The sequence below is a fragment of the Cellulomonas sp. HZM genome (genome assembly GCF_000708885.1).
Classification (GTDB): Bacteria; Actinomycetota; Actinomycetes; order Actinomycetales; family Cellulomonadaceae; genus Cellulomonas.
This window is the reverse complement of the sequence record NZ_JEOE01000001.1, coordinates 101,811-122,146: the sequence shown is the minus strand read 5'-3', so window position 1 is coordinate 122,146 and position 20,336 is coordinate 101,811. Positions and strand designations below refer to the sequence as shown.

19 protein-coding genes and 1 pseudogene are annotated in these 20,336 nt (G+C 73.1%); 11 read left to right on the top strand and 9 right to left on the bottom strand.

Annotation, left to right across the window (positions count from 1 at the left end; genetic code table 11):
* Positions 1-107 precede the first annotated feature (107 nt).
* Positions 108-524 carry a CoA-binding protein gene (locus tag AW16_RS0100580; protein WP_029287214.1) on the top strand — a complete coding sequence of 139 codons (417 nt, stop codon included), beginning with the start codon at positions 108-110 and terminating at the stop codon, positions 522-524.
* Between the two features lie 258 nt (positions 525-782).
* On the top strand, positions 783-2,573 hold the full coding sequence (locus tag AW16_RS0100575) for a DEAD/DEAH box helicase (RefSeq protein WP_034647866.1): 1,791 nt from the start codon (positions 783-785) through the stop codon (positions 2,571-2,573).
* A gap of 27 nt (positions 2,574-2,600) precedes the next feature.
* Here the strand turns inward: AW16_RS0100575 and AW16_RS0100570 are convergent, their stop codons facing one another.
* Positions 2,601-3,641 carry a low specificity L-threonine aldolase gene (locus tag AW16_RS0100570; RefSeq protein ID WP_029287210.1) on the bottom strand — a complete coding sequence of 347 codons (1,041 nt, stop codon included), beginning with the start codon at positions 3,639-3,641 and terminating at the stop codon, positions 2,601-2,603.
* A 78-nt stretch (positions 3,642-3,719) separates the two neighbouring features.
* Here AW16_RS0100570 and AW16_RS0100565 point away from each other — a divergent pair, with 78 nt between their 5' ends.
* Entirely contained in the window at positions 3,720-4,226 is a 507-nt protein-coding gene (locus AW16_RS0100565) for a DUF6328 family protein (RefSeq protein ID WP_029287208.1), read from the top strand.
* A gap of 13 nt (positions 4,227-4,239) precedes the next feature.
* Here AW16_RS0100565 and AW16_RS0100560 read toward each other — a convergent pair whose 3' ends face one another.
* From AW16_RS0100560 to AW16_RS0100545, 4 genes are all read right to left on the bottom strand, one after another.
* Positions 4,240-4,644 (bottom strand): Fur family transcriptional regulator, encoded by a 405-nt coding sequence (locus tag AW16_RS0100560; RefSeq protein ID WP_029287205.1) that lies wholly within the window; start codon positions 4,642-4,644, stop codon positions 4,240-4,242.
* Between the two features lie 133 nt (positions 4,645-4,777).
* Positions 4,778-5,059 (bottom strand): HU family DNA-binding protein, encoded by a 282-nt coding sequence (locus AW16_RS0100555; protein WP_029287204.1) that lies wholly within the window; start codon positions 5,057-5,059, stop codon positions 4,778-4,780.
* Between the two features lie 173 nt (positions 5,060-5,232).
* Positions 5,233-6,279 carry a PHP domain-containing protein gene (locus AW16_RS0100550; RefSeq protein ID WP_051681537.1) on the bottom strand — a complete coding sequence of 349 codons (1,047 nt, stop codon included), beginning with the start codon at positions 6,277-6,279 and terminating at the stop codon, positions 5,233-5,235.
* Positions 6,276-7,190: a Ku protein gene (locus tag AW16_RS0100545; protein WP_029287200.1), complete on the bottom strand. Its 915-nt coding sequence runs from the start codon at positions 7,188-7,190 to the stop codon at positions 6,276-6,278. The genes AW16_RS0100550 and AW16_RS0100545 overlap by 4 nt, the downstream gene beginning before the upstream one ends.
* Positions 7,191-7,272: 82 nt before the next feature.
* Between AW16_RS0100545 and ligD (AW16_RS0100540) the strand changes: the two genes are divergently transcribed.
* From ligD (AW16_RS0100540) to AW16_RS0100525, 4 genes are all read left to right on the top strand, one after another.
* The gene (gene ligD / locus AW16_RS0100540; RefSeq protein WP_369794741.1) at positions 7,273-8,202 is read left to right on the top strand and encodes a non-homologous end-joining DNA ligase; all 930 of its coding nucleotides are present in this window, start codon (positions 7,273-7,275) and stop codon (positions 8,200-8,202) included.
* Positions 8,203-8,220: 18 nt separating this feature from the next.
* Positions 8,221-9,117 (top strand): non-homologous end-joining DNA ligase, encoded by an 897-nt coding sequence (ligD, locus tag AW16_RS0100535; protein ID WP_029287196.1) that lies wholly within the window; start codon positions 8,221-8,223, stop codon positions 9,115-9,117.
* 90 nt (positions 9,118-9,207) lie between these two features.
* On the top strand, positions 9,208-9,771 hold the full coding sequence (locus AW16_RS0100530) for a Dps family protein (RefSeq protein ID WP_029287194.1): 564 nt from the start codon (positions 9,208-9,210) through the stop codon (positions 9,769-9,771).
* Positions 9,768-10,922 carry an App1 family protein gene (locus tag AW16_RS0100525; RefSeq protein ID WP_231495899.1) on the top strand — a complete coding sequence of 385 codons (1,155 nt, stop codon included), beginning with the start codon at positions 9,768-9,770 and terminating at the stop codon, positions 10,920-10,922. The genes AW16_RS0100530 and AW16_RS0100525 overlap by 4 nt, the downstream gene beginning before the upstream one ends.
* A gap of 50 nt (positions 10,923-10,972) precedes the next feature.
* Here AW16_RS0100525 and AW16_RS0100520 read toward each other — a convergent pair whose 3' ends face one another.
* On the bottom strand, positions 10,973-11,173 hold the full coding sequence (locus AW16_RS0100520) for a hypothetical protein (protein WP_029287190.1): 201 nt from the start codon (positions 11,171-11,173) through the stop codon (positions 10,973-10,975).
* A 147-nt stretch (positions 11,174-11,320) separates the two neighbouring features.
* On the opposite strand from AW16_RS0100520, the gene mqo reads away from it, so the two are divergent.
* On the top strand, positions 11,321-12,799 hold the full coding sequence (gene mqo / locus AW16_RS0100515; RefSeq protein ID WP_255347039.1) for a malate dehydrogenase (quinone): 1,479 nt from the start codon (positions 11,321-11,323) through the stop codon (positions 12,797-12,799).
* Between the two features lie 29 nt (positions 12,800-12,828).
* Here mqo and AW16_RS0100510 read toward each other — a convergent pair whose 3' ends face one another.
* Positions 12,829-13,176 (bottom strand): DUF2277 domain-containing protein, encoded by a 348-nt coding sequence (locus AW16_RS0100510; protein ID WP_029287185.1) that lies wholly within the window; start codon positions 13,174-13,176, stop codon positions 12,829-12,831.
* Between the two features lie 59 nt (positions 13,177-13,235).
* Between AW16_RS0100510 and AW16_RS16680 the strand changes: the two are divergent.
* The 3 genes and pseudogenes from AW16_RS16680 to AW16_RS0100495 all read left to right on the top strand — a co-directional run bounded on the left by AW16_RS16680 (position 13,236) and on the right by AW16_RS0100495 (position 16,646).
* Positions 13,236-13,996 (top strand): annotated as a pseudogene (locus tag AW16_RS16680) (pirin family protein).
* 108 nt (positions 13,997-14,104) lie between these two features.
* Positions 14,105-14,932: a hypothetical protein gene (locus AW16_RS17400; RefSeq protein WP_156043999.1), complete on the top strand. Its 828-nt coding sequence runs from the start codon at positions 14,105-14,107 to the stop codon at positions 14,930-14,932.
* 115 nt (positions 14,933-15,047) lie between these two features.
* Positions 15,048-16,646 (top strand): alpha/beta hydrolase, encoded by a 1,599-nt coding sequence (locus AW16_RS0100495; RefSeq protein ID WP_029287182.1) that lies wholly within the window; start codon positions 15,048-15,050, stop codon positions 16,644-16,646.
* Between the two features lie 3 nt (positions 16,647-16,649).
* Here the strand turns inward: AW16_RS0100495 and AW16_RS0100490 are convergent, their stop codons facing one another.
* Positions 16,650-18,374, bottom strand: a complete 1,725-nt coding sequence (locus AW16_RS0100490; RefSeq protein ID WP_029287179.1) for a sodium:proton antiporter — start codon at positions 18,372-18,374, stop codon at positions 16,650-16,652.
* A 67-nt stretch (positions 18,375-18,441) separates the two neighbouring features.
* Positions 18,442-20,313 carry an endonuclease/exonuclease/phosphatase family protein gene (locus tag AW16_RS0100485; protein ID WP_029287177.1) on the bottom strand — a complete coding sequence of 624 codons (1,872 nt, stop codon included), beginning with the start codon at positions 20,311-20,313 and terminating at the stop codon, positions 18,442-18,444.
* Between the last annotated feature and the right edge of the window lie 23 nt (positions 20,314-20,336).

Sequence of the window (20,336 nt, the reverse complement as noted above, 5' to 3'; positions counted from 1 at the left end):
CCTTCCACGCGTCCCACCGGCCGACCTGCACGATCCTAAGCGGCCCGCCCGACCGTCCGTGGCCGCGCGGCGTGGCGTCACGTGCACCCGCGTGCCACCCTGCCGTCATGCCTCGTGCCAACGACACAGCGACCGTCCGCAGGCTCCTCACGACCCGGGGCCGGTGGGCCCTCGTGGGGCTGTCCACCAACACGGAGCGGGCCGCGTACGGCGTCGCGCGCTTCGTGCAGGGGCTCGGTCACGAGATCGTGCCGGTGCACCCGTCGGCGCCGACGGTCCACGGCGCGCAGGGCTACGCGTCGCTCTCGCAGGTTCCGGGACCGGTTGACGTCGTCGACGTCTTCGTGAACTCGTCGCTCGCGGGTGCGGTCGTCGACGAGGCGATCGCGCGCGGAGCGCGCGCGGTGTGGCTCCAGCTCGGCGTCGTCGACGAGGCCGCCGCGGCCCGTGCCGAGGCGGCCGGCCTGGCCGTCGTCATGGACGCGTGCCCCGCGATCGAGGCGCCACGCCTCGGGCTGGCGTGACCCGCGCCGTCCTCGCGCTGTGCGGGACGTCACCCGCGCGATCCTGCCCGACCAGGCGGTCCGCCCCGTAGACTGCTCGCGAACGTGGAGTTCGTCGCGTCCCCCGTCGAGACACCGGTCCTCATCGGACCGGGTGGTCGTGTGGTCGAGGCACCGGTACGCCGGTCGCCGATGGGTGGTCTGGGGTTGCGACCCGCCGTGCACCGATCTGGTGCCGGCCAGGGCTCCTTCCCCCGTGACGATCGGTTGATCTCTGCCATGAGCACCTCTGTGCCCACCACCATGCCCGTCGCGAGCTCCTTCGCCGAGCTCGCCCTGCCCCGAGGGATCGAGCGCGCGATCGCCGACCTCGGCTTCGAGACGCCGTCGGCGATCCAGGCCCGGGCGATCCCCTCCCTGCTCGACGGTCGCGACATCGTCGGCGTCGCGCAGACCGGTACCGGCAAGACCGCCGCGTTCGGTCTCCCGCTGCTCGCTGCCGTCGACCCCGACCTGCGCGCCGTCCAGGCCGTGGTGCTGACGCCGACGCGCGAGCTCGCGATGCAGGTCGCGGAGGCGATCTCGACGTTCGCCGCGCACCTGCCCGGGGTGGACGTCGTCGCCGTGTACGGCGGCTCGCCGTTCCTGCCGCAGCAGCGCGCCCTGCAGCGCGGCGCCCAGGTCGTCGTCGGCACGCCCGGCCGCGTCATCGACCACCTCGAGCGCCGCACGCTCGTGCTCGACGAGGTGCGCTACCTCGTCCTCGACGAGGCCGACGAGATGCTGCGCATGGGCTTCGCCGAGGAGGTCGAGAAGGTCCTCGAGCGCGCCCCTGAGCAGCGCCAGGTCGCGCTGTTCTCGGCGACCATGCCGCCCGCGATCCGTCGCGTCGCCGAGCAGCACCTCACCGATCCCGTCGAGATCACGGTGGCGCGCCAGTCGTCGACCGTGACGACAGTGCAGCAGACGTACGCGGTCGTGCCGTTCCGCCACAAGGTCGGGGCGCTCACGCGCGTGCTCGCGGTGTCGGACGCCGATGCCGCCATCGTCTTCGTACGTACCCGCGGCGCCGCCGAGGAGGTCGGATCGGCCCTCGTCGAGAAGGGCATCTCCGCCGCGTACATCTCCGGCGACGTCGCCCAGGGCGAGCGCGAGAAGATCGTCGAGCGGCTGCGTTCGGGAGCGCTCGACGTGCTCGTCGCGACCGATGTCGCCGCGCGCGGGCTCGACGTCGAGCGCATCGGGCTCGTCGTGAACTTCGACGTGCCGCGCGAGCCCGAGACGTACGTGCACCGCATCGGCCGCACGGGACGCGCCGGCCGTGAGGGGACGGCGCTGTCGTTCGTGACGCCGAACGAGCAGGGCCGCCTGCGCCAGATCGAGCGCACCACCCGGACCACGCTCGAGCAGATCCAGATCCCCTCACCCGCCGAGGTCTCCGCGCACCGCGTGCAGAAGCTGTTCTCACGGGCCCCCGAGCGCATCGAGAAGGGTCGGCTCGACCTCTACCGCGAGGCCGTCGCCGTGCACCTCGCGCAGAACCCGGGCACCGACTCCGTCGACCTGCTCGCAGCGGTCGCGGCGCTCGCCGTCGGCGACGAGGGCCCGGCCCCGCGCGACGCCGAGGACCTCGACGACGCCCTGCAGCGCGCGCGCCTCGCACCCGAGCGCGGTGCGGTCCGCGAGCACGGCTCGTACGACCGCCCCGAGCGCGGCGAACGGCGCCGGACGAACACGCACATCGCCGGCGGACCGGCGCGCTGGCGGGTCGCCGTGGGTCACCGCGACGGCGTGCAGCCGGGTGCGCTGGTCGGTGCCCTCACGGGCGAGGGCGGGCTCACGGGCAAGGACGTCGGCAAGATCGACATCTTCGCCAGCTTCTCGCTCGTCGACATCCCCGGCGGCCTGTCCCCCGACGCGCTGGACCGGCTGTCCCGCACCCGGGTCGCAGGCCGTCCGCTGCGGATCCGCGTGGACTCGGGCCCGCGCGGCGACGGCCCGCGCACCGAGGGGCCGCGCCACCAGCACGGTGCGTCGCGCCCCACGCACGGTCCGGCGCGCAACCGCTGACGATCGCGGGCGGCACGCCCGGCCGGGTCAGCCCGCCGCGCGTGCCGCCGCAGCGACGAACGCGTCGACGTCCGCCTCGGTGGTGTCGAACGCGCACATGAGGCGCACGACGCCCGGCGACCAGTCGTAGAAGTGCCACGTCTCGCGCAGCGTCGTGGCGACCTGTGCCGGCATCTCGACGAAGACCCCGTTGACGCGCACCTCCTGGGTCACGCGCAGCGCGTCGACGCGCGCGAGGCCGGCTGCGAGGCGTGCCGCCATCGCGTTGGCGTGCCGCGCCGAGCGCAGCCACAGGTCGCCCTCGTAGAGCGCGACGAGCTGCGCGGAGACGAAGCGCATCTTCGACGAGAGCTGCATGTCGAGCTTGCGCAGGAACTCGATGCCGGGTGCGGCGTCGGGGTCGAGCACCACGACGGCCTCGCCGAACACCAGGCCGTTCTTGGTACCACCGAACGAGAGCAGGTCCACCCCGACGTCGGTGGTGAACGCGTGCAGCGGCAGGTCGAGCGCTGCGGCGGCGTTCGCGAGGCGCGCACCGTCGACGTGCAGGCGCATCCCGAGCGCGTGCGCCTGGTCGGCGAGCGCGGCGATCTCGTCCGGCGTGTAGAGCGTGCCGAGCTCCGTGGACTGCGTGATCGAGACGACCCCGGGCTGCGCGCGGTGCTCGTCGCCGAAGCCCCACGCCTCGGTCGCGACCAGCTCGGGCGTGAGCTTGCCGTCCGGGGTCGGCACGGTGAGCAGCTTGATGCCCGCGACGCGTTCCGGGGCGGCGTTCTCGTCCGTGTGGATGTGCGCGTTCGTCGTGCACACGACCGCTCCCCAGCGCGGCAGGGCGGCCTGCAGCGCGAGGACGTTCGCCCCCGTGCCGTTGAACACGGGGTACGCGCGCGCCGCCGCGCCGAAGTGCTGCGCGACGACCTCCTGCAGGCGCGCCGTGTAGGCGTCCGCCCCGTACGAGACCTGGTGCCCGCCGTTCGCTGCCACGAGAGCAGCGAGCACCTCCGGGTGCGCGCCGGCGTAGTTGTCGGAGGCGAAGTCGCGGTGCTGGGCGTCGTGCAGAGGGTTCACGCGCACCAGTCTCCCCCGTGCGCGCGCATGCCCTCGACCTCTCGGTGCGGGATGATCCGCACGACGAGAGGTGGCTGCATGTCCGAGCAGGACGCCGACCCCACGGACGGCCGGCACGAGACGATGACCGAGCGCATGGACCGCAACTGGTCCGAGCTGCTGCAGGAGCTGCGCGTGACGCAGACCGGGACGCAGATCCTGCTCGGGTTCCTGCTGACCGTGCCGTTCCAGCAGCGCTTCGGCACGCTCGACGGCTACCAGCGCGGGATGTACCTGGTGCTGGTGTCGCTCGCCGCGCTCGCCACGACCCTCATCGTCGCGCCCGTGAGCCTGCACCGGGCGCTGTTCCGTCGGCGCCTCAAGCGCGAGCTGGTGGACGTCGCGGCCTGGTTCGCCCGCGCCGGTCTCGTGGTGATCGCGCTCGTGCTCGCCGGCGCCGTGTCCCTGCTGTTCGACGTGGTGGTGTCGCGCACGGCCGGCGTCGTCGTCGGCGTCGGCGCCCTCGCGGTGCTCGTCGTGTGCTGGTGGCTGGTCCCCCGGGTCGTCGTCCGACGCGCCTACCGCTCGGACGCGCGCTCGCGCTGACCGACCGAGCCGGCTACTGCTCGGCCTGGGCCGCGGCGCGGCAGTCCTGGCAGGTCCCGACCAGCTCGATCGTGTGGTCGACGTCGCCGAACCCGTACGCCGCAGCGACCTCCTGCGCCCACGTCTCGGCGCGTCCGGCGTCGAGCTCGACCGTGCGGCCGCACGTGCGGCACACGAGGTGGTGGTGGTGCGCCTGCTGGCCGCACCGGCGGTAGACCGCCTCGCCGTCGCCGCTGCGCAGCACGTCGACCTCTCCCCCGTCGGCGAGGTCCTGCACGGCGCGGTAGACGGTCGCGAGGCCCACGCTCGACCCACGCTCACGCAACAGCTCGTGGAGCTGCTGGGCACTGCGGAACTCGTCGAGGCCGTCGAGCAGCTCGAGGATCTCGCCGCGCTGCCGGGTCCGGCGCACCGCCACCGTCTGACCACCCTTCCCAGGAGGCTTGCTGAGAGTCGTTCCCGCCAATGATACGTCGCCGGGACGGAGCGAGGGCCGGGCGCCGCGCGACCTCGAGGTCGTGCGGCGCCCGGCCCTCGTCGACCGGGGGGGCTCAGCCCTGCGCGGCGCGCTTGAGCACGCTGCCCGCGGTGATCTTCACGCGGTAGCCCGCGGGGATCTCCAGCTTCTCGCCGGTCTGCGGGTTGATGCCCGTGCGGGCCGCGCGCTCGGCACGCGCCACCGCGAGGAAGCCGGGGATCGTCACGCTCTCGCCCGCGGCGAGTTGCTCGACCAGGACCTCCTGGAAGGCCTTGAGGGCCTTGTCGGTCTCGGCGTTGGTGAGACCCGCCTTGGCGGCGACGGCCTGGACGAGCTCGGTGCGGTTCACGCTCACGAAAGATGCTCCTTGTCGAAGGGGAAGTGCAGACCCGCGTGCGGGCCGACGCGCGAGCGCCGCGCACGACCCTAACGCGCGCGCACGACGCGCCCGGACCCGCGCACGGCCGTGTCCCGGGCCTCGGACGTGGCCGTCGTCACACCCTGCTCGAGCGACTGCCCCGAGCGACGTCATCCCGACGACCGACGACCGCGCTCCCGTACCCGTGGCGCCGACCACGTCGAGACGACCCGCTCCGCGGTGAGTCCGTGCTCGACCGCTCGGGCGCACCCGCTCAGCTGCCAGTCGAGCTGGCCGGGGGCGTGCGCGTCGGTGTCGATCGCGAACACGCACCCGGCGTCGACGGCGATCGCCAGGAGCTCGTCCGGCGGGTCCTGTCGGTCCGGCCGGCAGTTGATCTCGACCGCGACACCGTGCTCGGCGCACGCCTCGAAGACCGCGTACGGGTCGAACTCGCTCGGCGGCCGCTCGCGCCCGAGCACGCGGCGGCCGGTGCAGTGCCCGAGCACGTCGGTGCGCGGGTCGCTCACGGCCGCGACCATGCGGCGGGTCATCGCCGCGCGGTCCATACGGAGCTTGGAGTGCACGGAGGCGACCACCACGTCGAGCTCGTCGAGCAGCGCCGGGTCCTGGTCGAGCGAGCCGTCGTCGAGCACGTCGCACTCGATGCCCGTGAGCACCTCGAACGGTGCCACCGCGCCGTTGAGCGCCGCGATCTGCGCGACCTGGGCACGCAGTCGCGGCGCGGACAGCCCGTTGGCGACCGTGAGCCGGGGCGAGTGATCGGTGATCGTGAGGAACTCGTGGCCGATCTGCAGCGCGGCGAGCACCATCTCCTGGACGGACGTCGCGCCGTCGCTCGCCTCGGTGTGCGCGTGCATGTCGCCGCGCACCTGCGCGCGCAGCGCGACCGCGGCCGGGGCTGCTGCCGGTTCGGCGGCGAGCTGCTGCTCCAGCTCGTCCAGGTACGCGACGGGTCGTCCCCGCCAGGCCAGCGCCACGACCTCCGCGGTGCGCGCGCCGACACCGCCCAGGTCGGTGAGCCCGCCGCCGGCGACGAGCGTGGCGAGGCGTGGCGGCGCGACCTGCTCGACGACACCCGCGGCGCCGCGGAACGCCTCGCTGCGGTAGGACGACGCCTGAGAGCGCTCGAGCAGGAACGCGATCCGCCGCAGCGTCGCGACGGCCGCGTCCCGCCGGTCGGCGTCCGCGCTCACGACGCCTTGCGACGCGTCTTGCGGGCCGGCGCGTCACCCTCGCCGGCCTTCTTGCGCCGCTTGGGCGCGGGCGGCTCGGGCTGGTCGTCGGCGCGCTCGGTCGGCGCTGCGGCCTCGCCCCGTGCCGTCCGTGCCTTCTCGACACTGCGCTGCAGCGCCGCGAGCAGGTCGACCACCTCGCCGCCGCCCTCCTCGCCGCCCTCGGCAGCGGGCTGCGGCAGGGAACGCGTGTCACCCGTCGAGACCTTCTCCTCGATCAGCTGCGTGAGCGCCTGCTCGTAGCGGTCCTCGAACTGGGAGGGGTCGAAGTCGGCGGCGAGGGAGTCGACGAGCGAGCTCGCCATGGCCAGCTCCGCCGGCTTGACGGTCACGTCGGCGTCCAGGATCGGGAAGTCTGCTGCGCGCACCTCGTCGGGCCACAGCAACGTCTGCAGGCAGATCACCTTGTCCCGCACCCGCAGCACCGCCATCGACTCGCGCTGCCGGAGCGCGACCTTGACGACGGCCATCCGGTCCGCCTCCTCGAGCGCACCGCGCAGCAGCGCGTAGGGCTTGGCGGCGGTCTTGTCCGGCTCGAGGTAGTAGGTGCGTCCGAGCAGGATCGGGTCCACCTGGTCCGCAGGGACGAACTCGAGCACCTCGATCTCCCGCTCGGTCGGCAGCGGCAGCCGCGAGAAGTCCTCGTCGGTGAGCACGACGAGCTCTCCGTCCGCGGTCTCGTAGCCCTTGGCGATCTGCGACATCTCCACGGGTTCGCCGTCGATGCTGCAGACCTTCTTGTACCGGATCCGGCCGCCGTCGTCGCGGTGCACCTGGTGCAGCGACACCTCGTGCTCACCGGTCGCCGCGTACAGCCGCACCGGCACGTTGACCAGCCCGAAGGCCACCGCGCCCTTCCAGATCGCCCGCATCGGGTCCCCTCCCGGTCCGTGGGCACGCGCGTCGTGGCAGGACGCGTCGTGCCGTCCTGGGCAGGATGGACCCGTGCAGCCCATGCTCGCCACCCCTGCCGCAGGTCCGGGCATGCTCCCGGCCGGACCGGCGTGGGCCTACGAGGTCAAGTGGGACGGCGTCCGGGTGATCGCGCAGGCACCCGACGAGGGCGACCTGCGCCTGTGGAGCCGCAACGAGCGCGACGTCACGGTCGCCTACCCGGAGCTCGCCGGGATCGGTTCGCTGAGCGGCACCGTGCTCGACGGCGAGGTGGTGCTGCTCGAGGCCGGCAACCCGTCGTTCGCGGCGCTCGCAGAGCGGATGCACGTGCGCGAGGCTCGCCGCGCGCAGTCGCTCGCCGCGCGGCGACCGGTGACGTACCTGGTGTTCGACGTGCTGCGGCACGAGGGTCGCGACGTCACGTCGTGCACGTACGACGACAGGCGCGCGCTGCTGGATGCGCTCGACCTCCCGGACCGTGTGCAGGCCTCACCGGTGTACGACGACGGGGCCGAGCTGTGGCGCGTCACCGCCGAGCACGGCTTGGAGGGCGTCGTCGCGAAGCGTCGTACCTCGACGTACCAGCCCGGCCGCAGGTCACCCGACTGGGTCAAGTCGGCCCACCACCGCACGCGCACGGCACTCGTCGTCGGCTGGCGCGAGGAGTCGACCGGCACGGGCCGCCTGGGCGCGCTGCTGCTCGGGGCGCGCGACGCGGACGGTGCGCTGCGCTACCTCGGGCGGGCCGGCAGCGGGCTCGGCGGGGCGACCGCCGAGGTGCTCGCCCGCGCGCTCGAGCCGTTGGCGACGTCGTCGTCGGCGTTCGACGACGACGTCCCCGCCGTCGACGCCCGAGGCGCGCACTGGTGCGAGCCGCTCGTCGTCGTCGACACCCGGTACCTGACCCGCACGCCGAACGGGCGCCTGCGCCAGCCCGTGGTGCGTGGCGTGCGGACCGACACCGACGCCGACCCGTGGGAGCAGGCATGACCAACGCGAGGTGCAGCCATGAGTCCTGACCGCCAGACCGTCGACGTCGGTGGCCGCAACGTCCGCGTGAGCCACCTCGACAAGGTGCTCTACCCGGCGACGCGCACCACCAAGGCCGAGGTCATGGACTACTACGTGCGCGTCCACGACCCGTTGCTCGCACAGCTGGCCGACCGGCCGGTCACGCGCATCCGCTGGCCGGACGGCACGGGCGGCGAGCGGTTCTTCGAGAAGAACGTGCCGCGCGGGGCCCCGGACTGGCTGCGGCACCAGCGCCTTCGCGCGGCGCCCGGCTCGGACGACGAGGGCGCCGAGCTCGACCTGCCGTTCTTCGACGAGCTGGCGGACCTCGTGTGGGCCGCCAACCAGGGTGCGCTCGAGCTGCACACGCCCCAGTGGCGCGTGGGACCCCGCGGCGGGCTGCGTGCCCCGGACCGGCTCGTCGTCGACCTCGACCCGGGCGCGCCGGCAGGACTCGACGAGTGCGCAGCCGTGGCGCACCTGGTGGCGGACCGGCTGCGCGCCGACGAGCTGCGCCGCATCGTGCCGGTCACCTCCGGCAGCAAGGGCATGCAGCTCTACGCGGACCTGCCCGGCACGCAGGACGTGCTGACCGTGCGCACCTACGCCCGGGCGATCGCGCACGAGCTGGCGGCCCAGCACCCGCGGCTCCTCGTGGCGGTCATGCGCAAGGAGCTGCGCGGGGGCAAGGTGCTGCTCGACTGGTCGCAGAACCACCCGGCCAAGACGACGATCACGCCCTGGTCGCTGCGCGGGCGCGACACCCCGACCGTCGCGACGCCCCGCTGGTGGGACGAGATCGAGCCGGGGCTCGCGCAGGTCGACCAGCACGAGGCCGTGCGACGCCTCGAGGCGGACGGCGACCCGTTCGGACGTGGCGGAGAGCGCACCTGACTGCTGCTCCGATGGCGGCCCGGCGCGCGGTGAGGCAGCGTTGAGGTGACCGGGACGCGACCCGGCCTGCACACGACGAAGGAGCACCTCATGGCGTCCAAGGACCTGCCCCACTACACCGTCCCGTCCCTCACCCCGCAGGACGGCGCGAAGGTCGCGGCGATCCTCCAGTCGCGGCTCAACGCGCTCAACGACCTGGCGCTCACGCTCAAGCACATCCACTGGAACGTGGTCGGCCCGCACTTCATCGCGGTGCACGAGATGATCGACCCGCAGGTCGACGCGGTGCGCCTCATGGTGGACGCGATCGCCGAGCGCATCGCGACGCTCGGCGTGGCACCCGTCGGTACCCCGGGCGCCCTGGTCAAGGCCCGCACGTGGGACGACTACGCGATCGGGCGCGCGACGACGATCGAGCACCTCGGCGCGCTCGACGAGGTCTACATCGGCATCATCACGGACCACCGTCAGGCCGCCTCGGACACCGAGGACCTCGACACCGTGACCAACGACCTGCTCGTCGGCCACCTGCACGAGCTCGAGCTGTTCCACTGGTTCGTCCGTGCGCACCTCGAGTCCGTCGGCGGAGCGCTGAGCACGGAGGGCGCCACGACGGAGAAGGGCGCGGCGGCAGCGGCCGGCAAGGCGGAGTGAGCCTGCGACACCCGCGCCGCACGGTCGCTCCCGACGACGGCGCCGGTGTCCTGCGTGCTGCCCGGCCGGGCGTCGTCCGGCCGGGCAGCACGCACCCGGCGGCCGCGCGGCCCCACGTCGCGGCGCGGCTCGAGGACGCGTTCGACCGCGTGGTCGCCGCACGTCTGCGAGCACGCGGCTGGACCGTGCGCATCGAGCCCTACACCGGGTACGGCGGCGACGGCTGGGTGCGAGTCCTCGCGCGAACGCTGCTGGCCGCGCCCGGCGTCGGCGACGACGACCTCCCTGGCACCGACGCACCCGCTCGAGCGGTGCGGGGATGGCGCAGCTTCGCGACCGCCCAGGTCGCGGGCGCGCCCGTGACCGTCCAGGTCGGTGACCGCACGCACGCACTGGTGACGGATCGCGGCGGCTACGTCGACCAGGTGGTGGCGAGCGACCTCGAGCCCGGGTGGCACGAGGTGGTGCTGACGAGCGTCGACGGGTCGCGCGCGAGCGCCGCGGTGCAGGTCGTCGGCCCGGAGACGCGGCACGGCATCGTGAGCGACATCGACGACACCGTCGTCGTCACGCGCCTGCCGCGCCCGCTCGTGGCGGCCTGGAACGTCCTGGTGCGGCACGGGGCGGCGCGCGAGCCGGTACCGGGCATGGCCGAGCTGTACCGCGAGCTGCTCGCGGACGCGCCGGACTCCCCCGTCGTGTACCTGTCGACGGGTGCGTGGAACGCGGCGCCGGCCATGAGCCGTTTCCTTCGTCGTGGGGGGTACCCGCGCGGCGCGATGCTCATGACCGACTGGGGGCCGACGAACACCGGATGGTTCCGATCGGGCGCCCGGCACAAGGCGGCCCAGCTACGACGGCTGGTGCACGAGCTGCCCCACGTGCGTTGGGTGCTGGTCGGCGACGACGGCCAGCACGACCCAGAGATCTACGCGGGCGCCGCCCAGCGCTACCCCGACCGTGTGCACGCGATCCTGCTGCGCCAGCTGACGTTCAGCGAGCACGTGCTCGCGCACGGCGTGGGCGTGCCCGCACCCGCGACCGCTCGCGCCGAGCGCGACGCGCTGCGCGACGGTGTCTCGGTGCTCCAGGGCGCCGACGGGCGGTCGCTGCTGCGTGCCATCCGGGCGCGCGGGATCCGGCTGGACTGAGCCGGTCGGACTGAGCCGGTCCGACTGAGCCGGTCGGACCGAGCCGCGCGCTACAGCCGCTCGGGGTCGTCCCAGTCGTCCGAGCTCGCGATGGCCTCGTCGTCCGGCTCGAGCTCCACCGCGGTGAGCGATCGGGGCGCTCCGGCCGGGTCTCCTCCGGACCGCGCGTCGGCGGCGGCCAGCTCGGAGGCCGCCGGGGTGCTCGGCGCGATGTGCTCGGCGGCCGGGTCGGACGTCAGGTCCTTCGTCATGCTCTCGTTCTACCGCGGCAGCACGCGTCGCGCAGCCTCTGCCGCGGTGCGTTCACCCGTCCGTCGCGCCACGTCTCACCGGGTACGAGACGAAGGTCACACCTGCCTCGTCGTGAAGATTCTCGATGTCAACATACGATCGCTCGTGTGGTAGAGAAGCCGGAGCAGGTGGACGTCCTCCTCGTCGGAGGCGGGATCATGAGCGCGACCCTCGGGTCGCTCCTGACGACCCTCGAGCCCTCGTGGCGCATCGAGATCCACGAGCGCCGCGACGGCCTCGCGCAGGAGAGCTCGAACGCGTGGAACAACGCCGGCACCGGCCACGCGGCGCTCTGCGAGCTCAACTACACGCCGCAGCGCCCGGACGGCTCGGTCGACGTCTCCAAGGCCGTGACGATCAACGAGCAGTTCGAGCTGTCGCGCGAGCTGTGGCACCACCTCGCGACGCACGACCGGCTCCCGGGCGGCACCGGCTTCCTCACGGGCACGCCGCACATGACGCTCGTGCGCGGCGAGGCCAACGTCGAGTACCTCCGCCGCCGCTGGGAGGCGCTGCGCGCGCACCCCCTGTTCTCGGACCTGGAGTTCAGCACCGACCGCGAGCAGATCGCGCAGTGGGCGCCCCTGCTGGTCGAGGACCGCGACCCGTCCGAGCCGATCGCGGCGACCCGCGCCGCTGCGGGCACCGACGTCGACTTCGGCGCCCTCACGCGCTCGATGGTCGCCGACACGGTGGCGCGCGGCGCCGCGCTGCACCTCGAGAGCGAGGTCACGCGGCTCAAGCAGCGCCGCGACGGCACCTGGCGCGTCACGGTCAAGGACCGTCGCTGGAACGGGTACGGCCGCGCCCGCAGGCTCGACGCACGCTTCGTCTTCATCGGCGCGGGCGGCGGCGCGCTGCGGCTGCTCCAACGCTCGGGGATCAAGGAGGCCAAGGGCTATGGCGGCTTCCCGATCAGCGGCCAGTTCCTGCGCACCACCAACCCCGAGCTCGTCGCGCAGCACCAGGCGAAGGTCTACGGCAAGGCGGACATCGGTGCGCCCCCGATGTCGGTCCCGCACCTGGACACGCGCGTCGTCGACGGCGGCACCGCCCTGCTGTTCGGCCCGTACGCCGGCTGGAGCATGAAGTTCCTCAAGCACGGCTCGTGGCTCGACCTCGCACGGTCGATCCGGCCCGGCAACCTCGTGCCGATGATGGCCGTGGGTCTGAAGAACCTCGACCTGCTCAAGTACCTGATCGGCGAGGTCACCGCCTCGCCCACGGACCGGCTGCGGACGCTGCGCGCGTTCATGCCGACCGCGCACCCGCGGGACTGGGAGCTCATCACCGCCGGTCAACGCGTGCAGGTCATCAAGAAGGGCAAGGGCGGCGGCGTGCTCGAGTTCGGTACCGAGCTCGTCACGTCGGCCGACGGCACGATCGCCGGGCTGCTCGGCGCCTCGCCGGGTGCGTCGACCGCGGTGGCGACGATGCTCGACCTCGTCGAGCGCTGCTTCCCGGACCGCGTGCAGGGCTGGCAGCCCCAGCTGCGGACCATGATGCCGAGCCTCGGCGGCACGTGGGACGAGGCGTTCGAGCTGGACCAGCTCGCCGACGAGGCGAGCGACGCCTCGCGCGCCTGAGCCAGCGCCCGGCCGGTCCGACGCGCACGTCAGACCGGCACGGTCCCGTCGTCGTGGTGCACGTGCACGACTCCCTGCTCGTGCATGCGCTCGTGCTCCTCGCGCGCCGCGATGCGCGCCGCGATCCGTTCCTGCACCTCGGCGCGACGCAGCGGGGGCACCGTCGCGGGCGGCGTGCGCCGCTCGGGCAGGCCCGCCAGGACCGCGACCGTCGCTGCGGCGACCTGTGCGACGGCGTCCTCGAAGACGTCCCGCGTGCGGTCGGTGAGCTGCTGCACGCCGGTGACCTTGCGGACGTACTGGCGCGCGGCGGCCTCGATCTCCTCGGGCGACGCGGCGGGCTCGAGGCCTCGCAGCGTGGTGATGTTGCGGCACATGCTCCCGACGGTACGCCGCCGCTGCGTGGCGGGTGTGGCAGGTACGGCACAGTGGGTGCATGACCAACCTCGACGAGCGCCCGTCGCCGGTGCTCTGCGCGCCGGCCGACCGCGGCCCGGTGCTCGAGCTGCTCGAGCCGCGTGACGTGCCGCTCGGAGGCGTCAGGGCGATGCGCGTGCGTCGCACGCTCCCCCACCGCGACCTGCCGATGGTCGGGGCCCGGTGCTTCGTCGACGAGATCGGCCCTCAGCGCGTCGACATGCGCGTGCTCCCGCACCCGCACACCGGTCTGCAGACCGTGACGTGGCCGTGAGCGGTGCGATCCGGCATCGCGACAGCGTGGGCTCGGACGTCGTGGTGCTGCCCGGGCAGCTCGACCTCATGACGGTCGGCCGGGGCGTCTCGCACTCCGAGCTCTCCACCGGGGACGACGAGCTGCACGCGGTCCAGCTGTGGGCAGCGCTGCCCGACGGCGCAGCACAGGGCCCCGCCGCGTTCCATCAGGTCATGGACCTGCCGCGGTGGGTGGTGCCGGGCCCGCTCCTGCACCTCGGCACGGGCCGGGCGGCGATCTCGGTCCGCTCAGACGTCCCCGCCCGCCTCCTGCTCCTCGGCGGGGCGCCGTTCGAGCACGACGTGGTGATGTGGTGGAACTTCGTCGGCCGGACGCATGCCGAGGTCGCCCAGGCCCGGGCCGACTGGGAGTCCACGCGGTCCGCCGAGCGGTTCGGCGTGGTCGACGGCCACGGCGGCGACCGGATCCCCGCGCCCGAGCTCCCGAACGTGCGTCTTCGTCCCCGCCGTCGCCGTCTGGGCTGAACGGGCGAATCCGACGTCTCACCTGGTGTGTCGGGCAACCGACGAACCTGTGCGTCTGGTATGAACCGGAGGTCTTTCCGCACAACTCCAGGGGAATCCTCCATGCGCATGCCTGCCCGCCTCCTTGCCGCCACCGTCGCGGCGACCCTCGGTCTCGGCCTCGCGGCCACGACCGCCGACGCCTCGCAGAAGGTCGTCCGCAAGAGCCAGGGCGTCACCGCGACGCTCGTCGTGCACGACGTCAAGAACAAGCCGGGGCACATCAAGGACAAGAAGTTCCTGCAGCTCAAGGTCGTCACGCCCGCGCCGGTGACCGACTCGAACGGCACCGCGGTCCCGACGCGCTGGTACGCGTCGCTCACCATCACCGGCAGCCCGTCGTGCAAGGGCTACACCAGCGTGTCGACGACCGAGGGCTCGGACACCGTCGTGTGGCCGTTCGACGTCAAGACCAAGAAGAGCAAGGGCTTCGTCCCCGGTGTGTACGTGGCCTCGGGCGCGTGCAAGGTCAAGGCCGAGGTCCGCGCGTACCGCTACACGGTCGACCCGTCCCTCGAGATCAACACCACGATCAAGGTGACGGCGACCGGCAACATCCAGAGCGACGTCCGCGCGACCAAGGTGAAGGCCTCGTCGACGAGCGTCAAGAAGAACAAGACCACCACGCTCTCGGGCACCGTGACGTACCAGAAGGCCTCGTCGAAGACCTACTACAAGTACACCGCGGCCCCGAAGGGCACGAAGGCCAAGGTCCAGTTCAAGGCCAAGGGCTCGAAGACCTGGAAGACCGTCAAGGCGGTCAAGGTCGGCAGCAAGGGCCACTGGTCCGCGAAGGTCAAGGTCGCCAAGACCGGCACGTGGCGTCTGTACGTCCCGGCGACGAGCAAGCTCCAGTCGGCGGCGTCGGCGTCGATCACGGTGAAGACGCACAAGTAGCCTCCCCTGCTCCGCACGAGGGGCCGGCGCACCGTACGGTGCGCCGGCCCCTTCGTCGTATCAGGAGCGGGCTCACCCGGTCCTTCCGGATGTCCCGCCGACGAAGGAGGATCCCGTGACCTATCCCGGTGACGGCCGGCTGCCGGTCGTCTACGTGCGCGGCTTCGCGGGCGGGCCGTCGGGCATCGACAGCGCGGTCGCCGACCCCTTCTACGGGTTCAACGAGGGCTCGGTGCAGGTACGCGTCGACGGTGCCGACCGGCCCGCGTTCCACCAGTTCGAGAGCCCGCTGATCCGCCTCATGCAGGACCACGGCTACCAGCTGCTCGTGCACGGCAACCAGGCGGCCTACCTGGCAGACCAGGAGACCGGGTCGGTCCCGGCCGCGACGATCTGGGTGCACCGCTTCTACGACGAGTTCGCGCCGCACCTCACCAAGGACCCCAACCCGTTCTCGATCGAGCGCGCGGCGTCGTCGCTGCTGGACCTCGTCCAGCTGGTGCGCAGGCAGACCGGCGCTCCGCGCGTGTTCCTCGTGGCGCACTCGATGGGCGGCCTCGTCGTGCGCTCGATGATCCAGCGCGCGGTCCCGGACGCCGAGCGGATCGGAGGCTCGCTCGACGCGGCGACCGCGCTCGTCGACCGGGTGTTCACGTACGCCACACCGCACGGCGGGATCGAGTTCGCGATCGGCGGCGGGCTGCTCGAGAAGCTGCGTGATCTCACAGGCGTCGCGGGCGCGGACATCTTCGGCCCGGCACGCATGAAGGAGTACCTGACGCCGACGACCGTGCCCGTCCCGTCTGGCGACTTCGACGCGACGGTCATGCCCGAGGGCGGCTTTCCGCACGACCGGCTGTTCTGCCTCGTCGGCACCGACGCCCAGGACTACGACGTCGCGATGGGCCTGTCCGCCCGTGCGGTCGGTTCACGCAGCGACGGCCTGGTGCAGATCGACGACGCCTACGTCCGCGGCACGCCGCGTGCGTTCGTGCACCGCAGCCACTCGGGGCGGTTCGGCATCGTCAACTCCGAGGAGGGCTACCAGAACCTGCGCAGGTTCCTGTTCGGCGACCTGCAGGTCACCGCGACGCTGACCGACCTGCGGCTCCCGGGGACGCCCGAGGACGGCACCGACTGGCAGCTCGAGGTCGCGCTCTCGATCCGCGGCCTGCCGGTCGTGCTGCACGAGCAGAGCACGGCGCACCTGTGCCCCGTCCAGATCGAGCGCGTGCAGGATCCCGCGACGACCCCCGACTCGGCCGGCACGCCCGTCCCGCTGCTGCGCACGTTCCTGTCGTCGCAGGCGACGCGGCCGCCCGACCCCACGACCGGGGCGCGCGCCGCGACGATGCGCCACGTGCTGAGCCTGCGGCTGCTGTCGCTGCGCAAGAAGCAGGGGCTCCTCTCGTTCCTCGACCACCTCGAGCAGACCGCGGACTGGCAGGACGTGCTGGTGGTCGACATCGGCGCCGACGCCGGTGGTGCACCCGCGACGTGGGGCGTGTGGTCCTCGACCCTGGGCGGCGCGATCCGGGACTGGTCCCCCGACCCGGCGCACGACCCCCCGCTGCAGGACGACGAACCCGAGCCGAGGCACTGGCGCGTGCGCGTCCCGCTGCCGGAGGCGGCGCGCGGCCTGCTCGGCGCGCAGGCCGCGGTCACGATCGAGGTGGTCCCGCGCGGCACGCTGGACTCCGCGCAGCCCGCATGATCCTCAGCGCTCGTCGCCCCGGCGCCCGCCCTTGAGCTCCGCGCTGATCTGGTCGGCGTCGAGCACGTCGAGCGCCGACGAGAGCGCGGCCGAGCTGAACGTCCCGGTGCTGCGCGCCTCCAGGAGGATGTCGCGCTGTGCGTCGATGATCCGCAGCCTGAGCTCCAGGAGCTCGTCGGACAGCGCCCGCGTGTCGCGCGGGTCGTCCTCGTCGCGCCGCACGGCCCGGGCGCGCGTGCGAGCGAGCACCTCGGCGTCGAACGGCGTGCCGTCGGAGCGGCGCAGGTCGGGGTCGTCGACGACGCGCAGCGTCGCACCCGCCATCGCGTCGAGCAGGCGCGCGCGCTCGTCGTCCTCCGCGTCCTGCGGTGCTCCCCCGAGGTCGAGCGACCGGACCAGCCAGCCGAGAGTGCCGCCCTGCACGAGGAGGCTGCCCGCGGCCGCGACGAACGCGACCAGGACGAGCAGGTCGCGCACGTCGCTCTCGGGCAGGGTCTGCGCGGCTGCGACCGTCACCGCCCCACGCATCCCGGCCCACACGAGGACGGCCCCCTCGCGGCGTCGCAACGGGGACCGTGCGAGGTAGTCGATGTCGGCGACCCGGCGCGTCACGCGCAACGCCCACGTCTCCTGGGACCTCCGGGCGCGGTCGGCGCCACGGCCCTCGGACGCGAGCCGCTGCCGGCGGGTCCGCTCGGCGATGCGCTCGGAGGCGACCGCCAGCCGCTCCTTCTCCTCGTCGGGGTCCAGCTGGTGGCGGGCCGACCACAGGACCGCGGCGACGTACCCGGTGCGCAGCACGATCGTCACGAGGATCGCCAGCGCTCCGAGCCAGACCGCGGTCCACGCCGAGTCGTGGGCCTCTCGCACGTCGTCCAGCAGCCCGGACAGCTGCAGCCCCATCGTGAGGAAGACGCCCCCCTCGAGGAGGAGCTCGATCGTGGACCAGTTGGACGTCTCGGCGAGGCGCTGCTGGGCCCGCAGGTAGCGCGCGGACCCCTGCCCGGTGACGAGCCCCGCGGTGACGGCCGCGACCAGGCCCGATGCGCCGAGGTGCTCGGCCGGGACCGACGCGACGAACGGCACGACGAACGAGATCGCGGTGGACGATGCCGTGTCCTTGAGAGCACCCCGGGCACGCAGGTTCGCGTACCCGACCACGAGCCCGACGAGCACGGCGATCACGACGGACCGGCCGAAGTCGAGCGCCACGTGCCCGAGCGACACCGAGGCCCCCACCGCGACGATGGCGGAGCGCAGGATCACCAGCGCCGACGCGTCGTTGAGCAGGCTCTCCCCCTCCAGCACCGTGACCACGCGTGGCGTCGCGCCGAGCCGTTTGACGATGCCGGTTGCGACCGCGTCGGTCGGGCTGATGACCGCCCCGAGCGCGATGCCCATCGCGAGCCCCACGCCCGGGACGAGCCACGAGAAGATCAGCCCGAGCACCACGGAGGTGATGACGACGAGCGTCACCGACAGCCCGCCGATGGTGCCGAAGTCGCGCCGGAACTCCATGGTCGGCATCGACACGGCGGCCGAGTAGAGCAGGGGCGGCAGCACGCCCGCGAGGATCCACTCGGGATCGAGGTGGAACCCGTCGGCGATCGGCAGCCAGCTCGCGGCGATGCCGACGGCGACGAGCGCGAGCGGCGCGACGACACCCACCTTGCGCGCGAAAGCGTTCACGGCCACCACGGCCAGTACTCCTAGGACGGCGACGACCATCGTCGGGCTCCCCTCGTCAGACCCGAGGACGATCATGCCGGGCGGACCCCACCAGCGTCCCGTCGGGTCAGTGCACGGCGATCTTCGCGCGCACCTGGAAGTGGTCGGACGGCGCTCGTGCGGGGTCGGTGACCTTCACCGCATAGGCCTCCACGACGGAGCGCCCGTCGACGATGACCTGGTCGAAGTGCTGTCCCGTCGTCCGCGCCGTCTGGAACCCGTGGAACGACGCGTACTGGGCGTCGGTGCGCTGCGGTGCGGTCATCTCCGAGGGTGCGTAGCCCGCGCTCGCGAGGACGTCCAGCGGGGTGACGGTCGCCCGGTTCGGGTACGTGTTCAGGTCACCCAGCACGACGACGGGCGACTCGTGCGCGTTGTGCTTCGCGATGGCCTTGACGAGCCGCTTCGCCTGGACGGCTCGCTGCTTCTGCACGGCGGGCGTACGGCTCGACGACGTGCCCGCGTACGCGACGAGGTGCGCGCTGGTCACCAGGACGGTCCGGCCGCTCTCGCGCTCCTTGAGCAGCGCCCACGACGCGTACCGCTTCGGTCCCTTGGTCGCGAGCTGGTCGACCCCGCAGTGCACCACGGTGAACTTCGAGGCGCGGTACAGGATCGGCTCGCTCGTCGTGGTGCACGGCTTGCTGCTGTGCGGGTGCTTGGCGACGACGAGGCCCGCCTTCTTCGCGACCACCTGGACGGGCCGCTTGCCGTTGAACTTCTTCCACGGCGTCTCCTGCAGCCCGGCGACGTCGACGCCGCGCAGCGCGGCCCCGGCGACGGCGTACCGCTTCTGCCACGACCGCTTCTCCGCGTCGGTCTCGCTCGGCTTGAGCAGGTTGTACGACGCGAACGTCGCGGTGAACGACCGCGAACGTCCGGGGGTACCGGGCAGGAGCGTCGTCGGCACCGGCTTCGAGCGAGCGGTGCTGAGCCCGAATCGGTTCGACGTGATCCGCACCCAGAACACCGAGCCCAGCTTGGCGCGGTCGACGTGCTGCAGCGTCACCTCCGGCTTGCTCGACGTCGCCGTCGCGACCGGCTTGCCCTTCGGGGTGGCGAGGAGCTGCACGCTGTACCCCGTCGCGTCCGTCGCGGCCCCCCAGCGAACGTCGAGCGAGCTCGTCGAGACCGGCTCGACGAACGGCTTGCCGGGCTTGCCGACCTTCTTCACCGGGGTCGTGACCTTCGCGCTCCCCGCCGGTCCGGTGAGTGTGCGCCGGGCGGGCAGGACCGTCGCGGTGTACGCGCGACCGTCTCGGGCGGCGACGCGCAGCGACAGCCCGCGGACCATCTGCTCGGTCACCACCTCGTCGCCCGCCCGCACCGTCACGAGGTAGCGGTCCGCGAGCGGGGCCGCGGACCAGTGCAGCGTGAAGCCCGTGACGTCGACGTGGTCGGTGGTGGTCCCCGTGACGGGCCCGGGCGACTGCCACCCCGTCTGCACGTGGGCGGCCTCGCTCGCGGTGCTGACGTTGCTTCCCGCGACGGCCTGGACCGAGGCGTAGTAGTCCGTGTGCTCGTAGACGTGGGGCCCCGCGACGACGGCGAGCGTCCCGCTCACGGCCGGCGCCTGCCACACCACGCGGGACATCGCCGGGTCGGTGGCGACGCGCACGCGGTAGCTGGTCGCACCAGGCACCGCCGTCCACGTCAGGCCGAACGAGTGGTGGCTCACCGCGATCGCCCCGGGCGCGGACGGTGCGGGCAGCGGCGGCGTGGGCGTCGTGAGGAGCACCACGCACACCGACATGGCGACGACGGCGGCGATGCTCGCGACGACCCGCGCGACGAGGCGTGCGAACCGACCACGACGGCGGCGCGCGTGCGTGCTGCGCTGCGTCGTGACCGAGCCGGGCCGCGGCTCGATGCGCGTCGCGGCCGGGCCGGGCGGGCGCGTGCTGGTGCGCGTCGGCGGCGGCGGGGTGAGCACAGCCATGCGCGCTGGACGTCCCTCACGGG

What these genes read in the sequence shown, in the direction of transcription:
- AW16_RS0100530 (WP_029287194.1), top strand. Translation starts at nt 9,208, where the DNA reads ATGGCGTCCAAGGACCTGCCCCACTACACCGTCCCGTCCCTCACCCCG.
- AW16_RS17400 (WP_156043999.1), top strand. Translation starts at nt 14,105, where the DNA reads ATGCCTGCCCGCCTCCTTGCCGCCACCGTCGCGGCGACCCTCGGTCTC.
- AW16_RS0100510 (WP_029287185.1), bottom strand. Translation starts at nt 13,176, where the DNA reads ATGTGCCGCAACATCACCACGCTGCGAGGCCTCGAGCCCGCCGCGTCG.
- ligD (WP_029287196.1), top strand. Translation starts at nt 8,221, where the DNA reads ATGAGTCCTGACCGCCAGACCGTCGACGTCGGTGGCCGCAACGTCCGC.
- AW16_RS0100580 (WP_029287214.1), top strand. Translation starts at nt 108, where the DNA reads ATGCCTCGTGCCAACGACACAGCGACCGTCCGCAGGCTCCTCACGACC.
- ligD (WP_369794741.1), top strand. Translation starts at nt 7,273, where the DNA reads ATGCTCGCCACCCCTGCCGCAGGTCCGGGCATGCTCCCGGCCGGACCG.
- AW16_RS0100545 (WP_029287200.1), bottom strand. Translation starts at nt 7,190, where the DNA reads ATGCGGGCGATCTGGAAGGGCGCGGTGGCCTTCGGGCTGGTCAACGTG.
- AW16_RS0100485 (WP_029287177.1), bottom strand. Translation starts at nt 20,313, where the DNA reads ATGGCTGTGCTCACCCCGCCGCCGCCGACGCGCACCAGCACGCGCCCG.
- AW16_RS0100565 (WP_029287208.1), top strand. Translation starts at nt 3,720, where the DNA reads ATGTCCGAGCAGGACGCCGACCCCACGGACGGCCGGCACGAGACGATG.
- AW16_RS0100520 (WP_029287190.1), bottom strand. Translation starts at nt 11,173, where the DNA reads ATGACGAAGGACCTGACGTCCGACCCGGCCGCCGAGCACATCGCGCCG.
- AW16_RS0100575 (WP_034647866.1), top strand. Translation starts at nt 783, where the DNA reads ATGAGCACCTCTGTGCCCACCACCATGCCCGTCGCGAGCTCCTTCGCC.
- AW16_RS0100490 (WP_029287179.1), bottom strand. Translation starts at nt 18,374, where the DNA reads ATGGTCGTCGCCGTCCTAGGAGTACTGGCCGTGGTGGCCGTGAACGCT.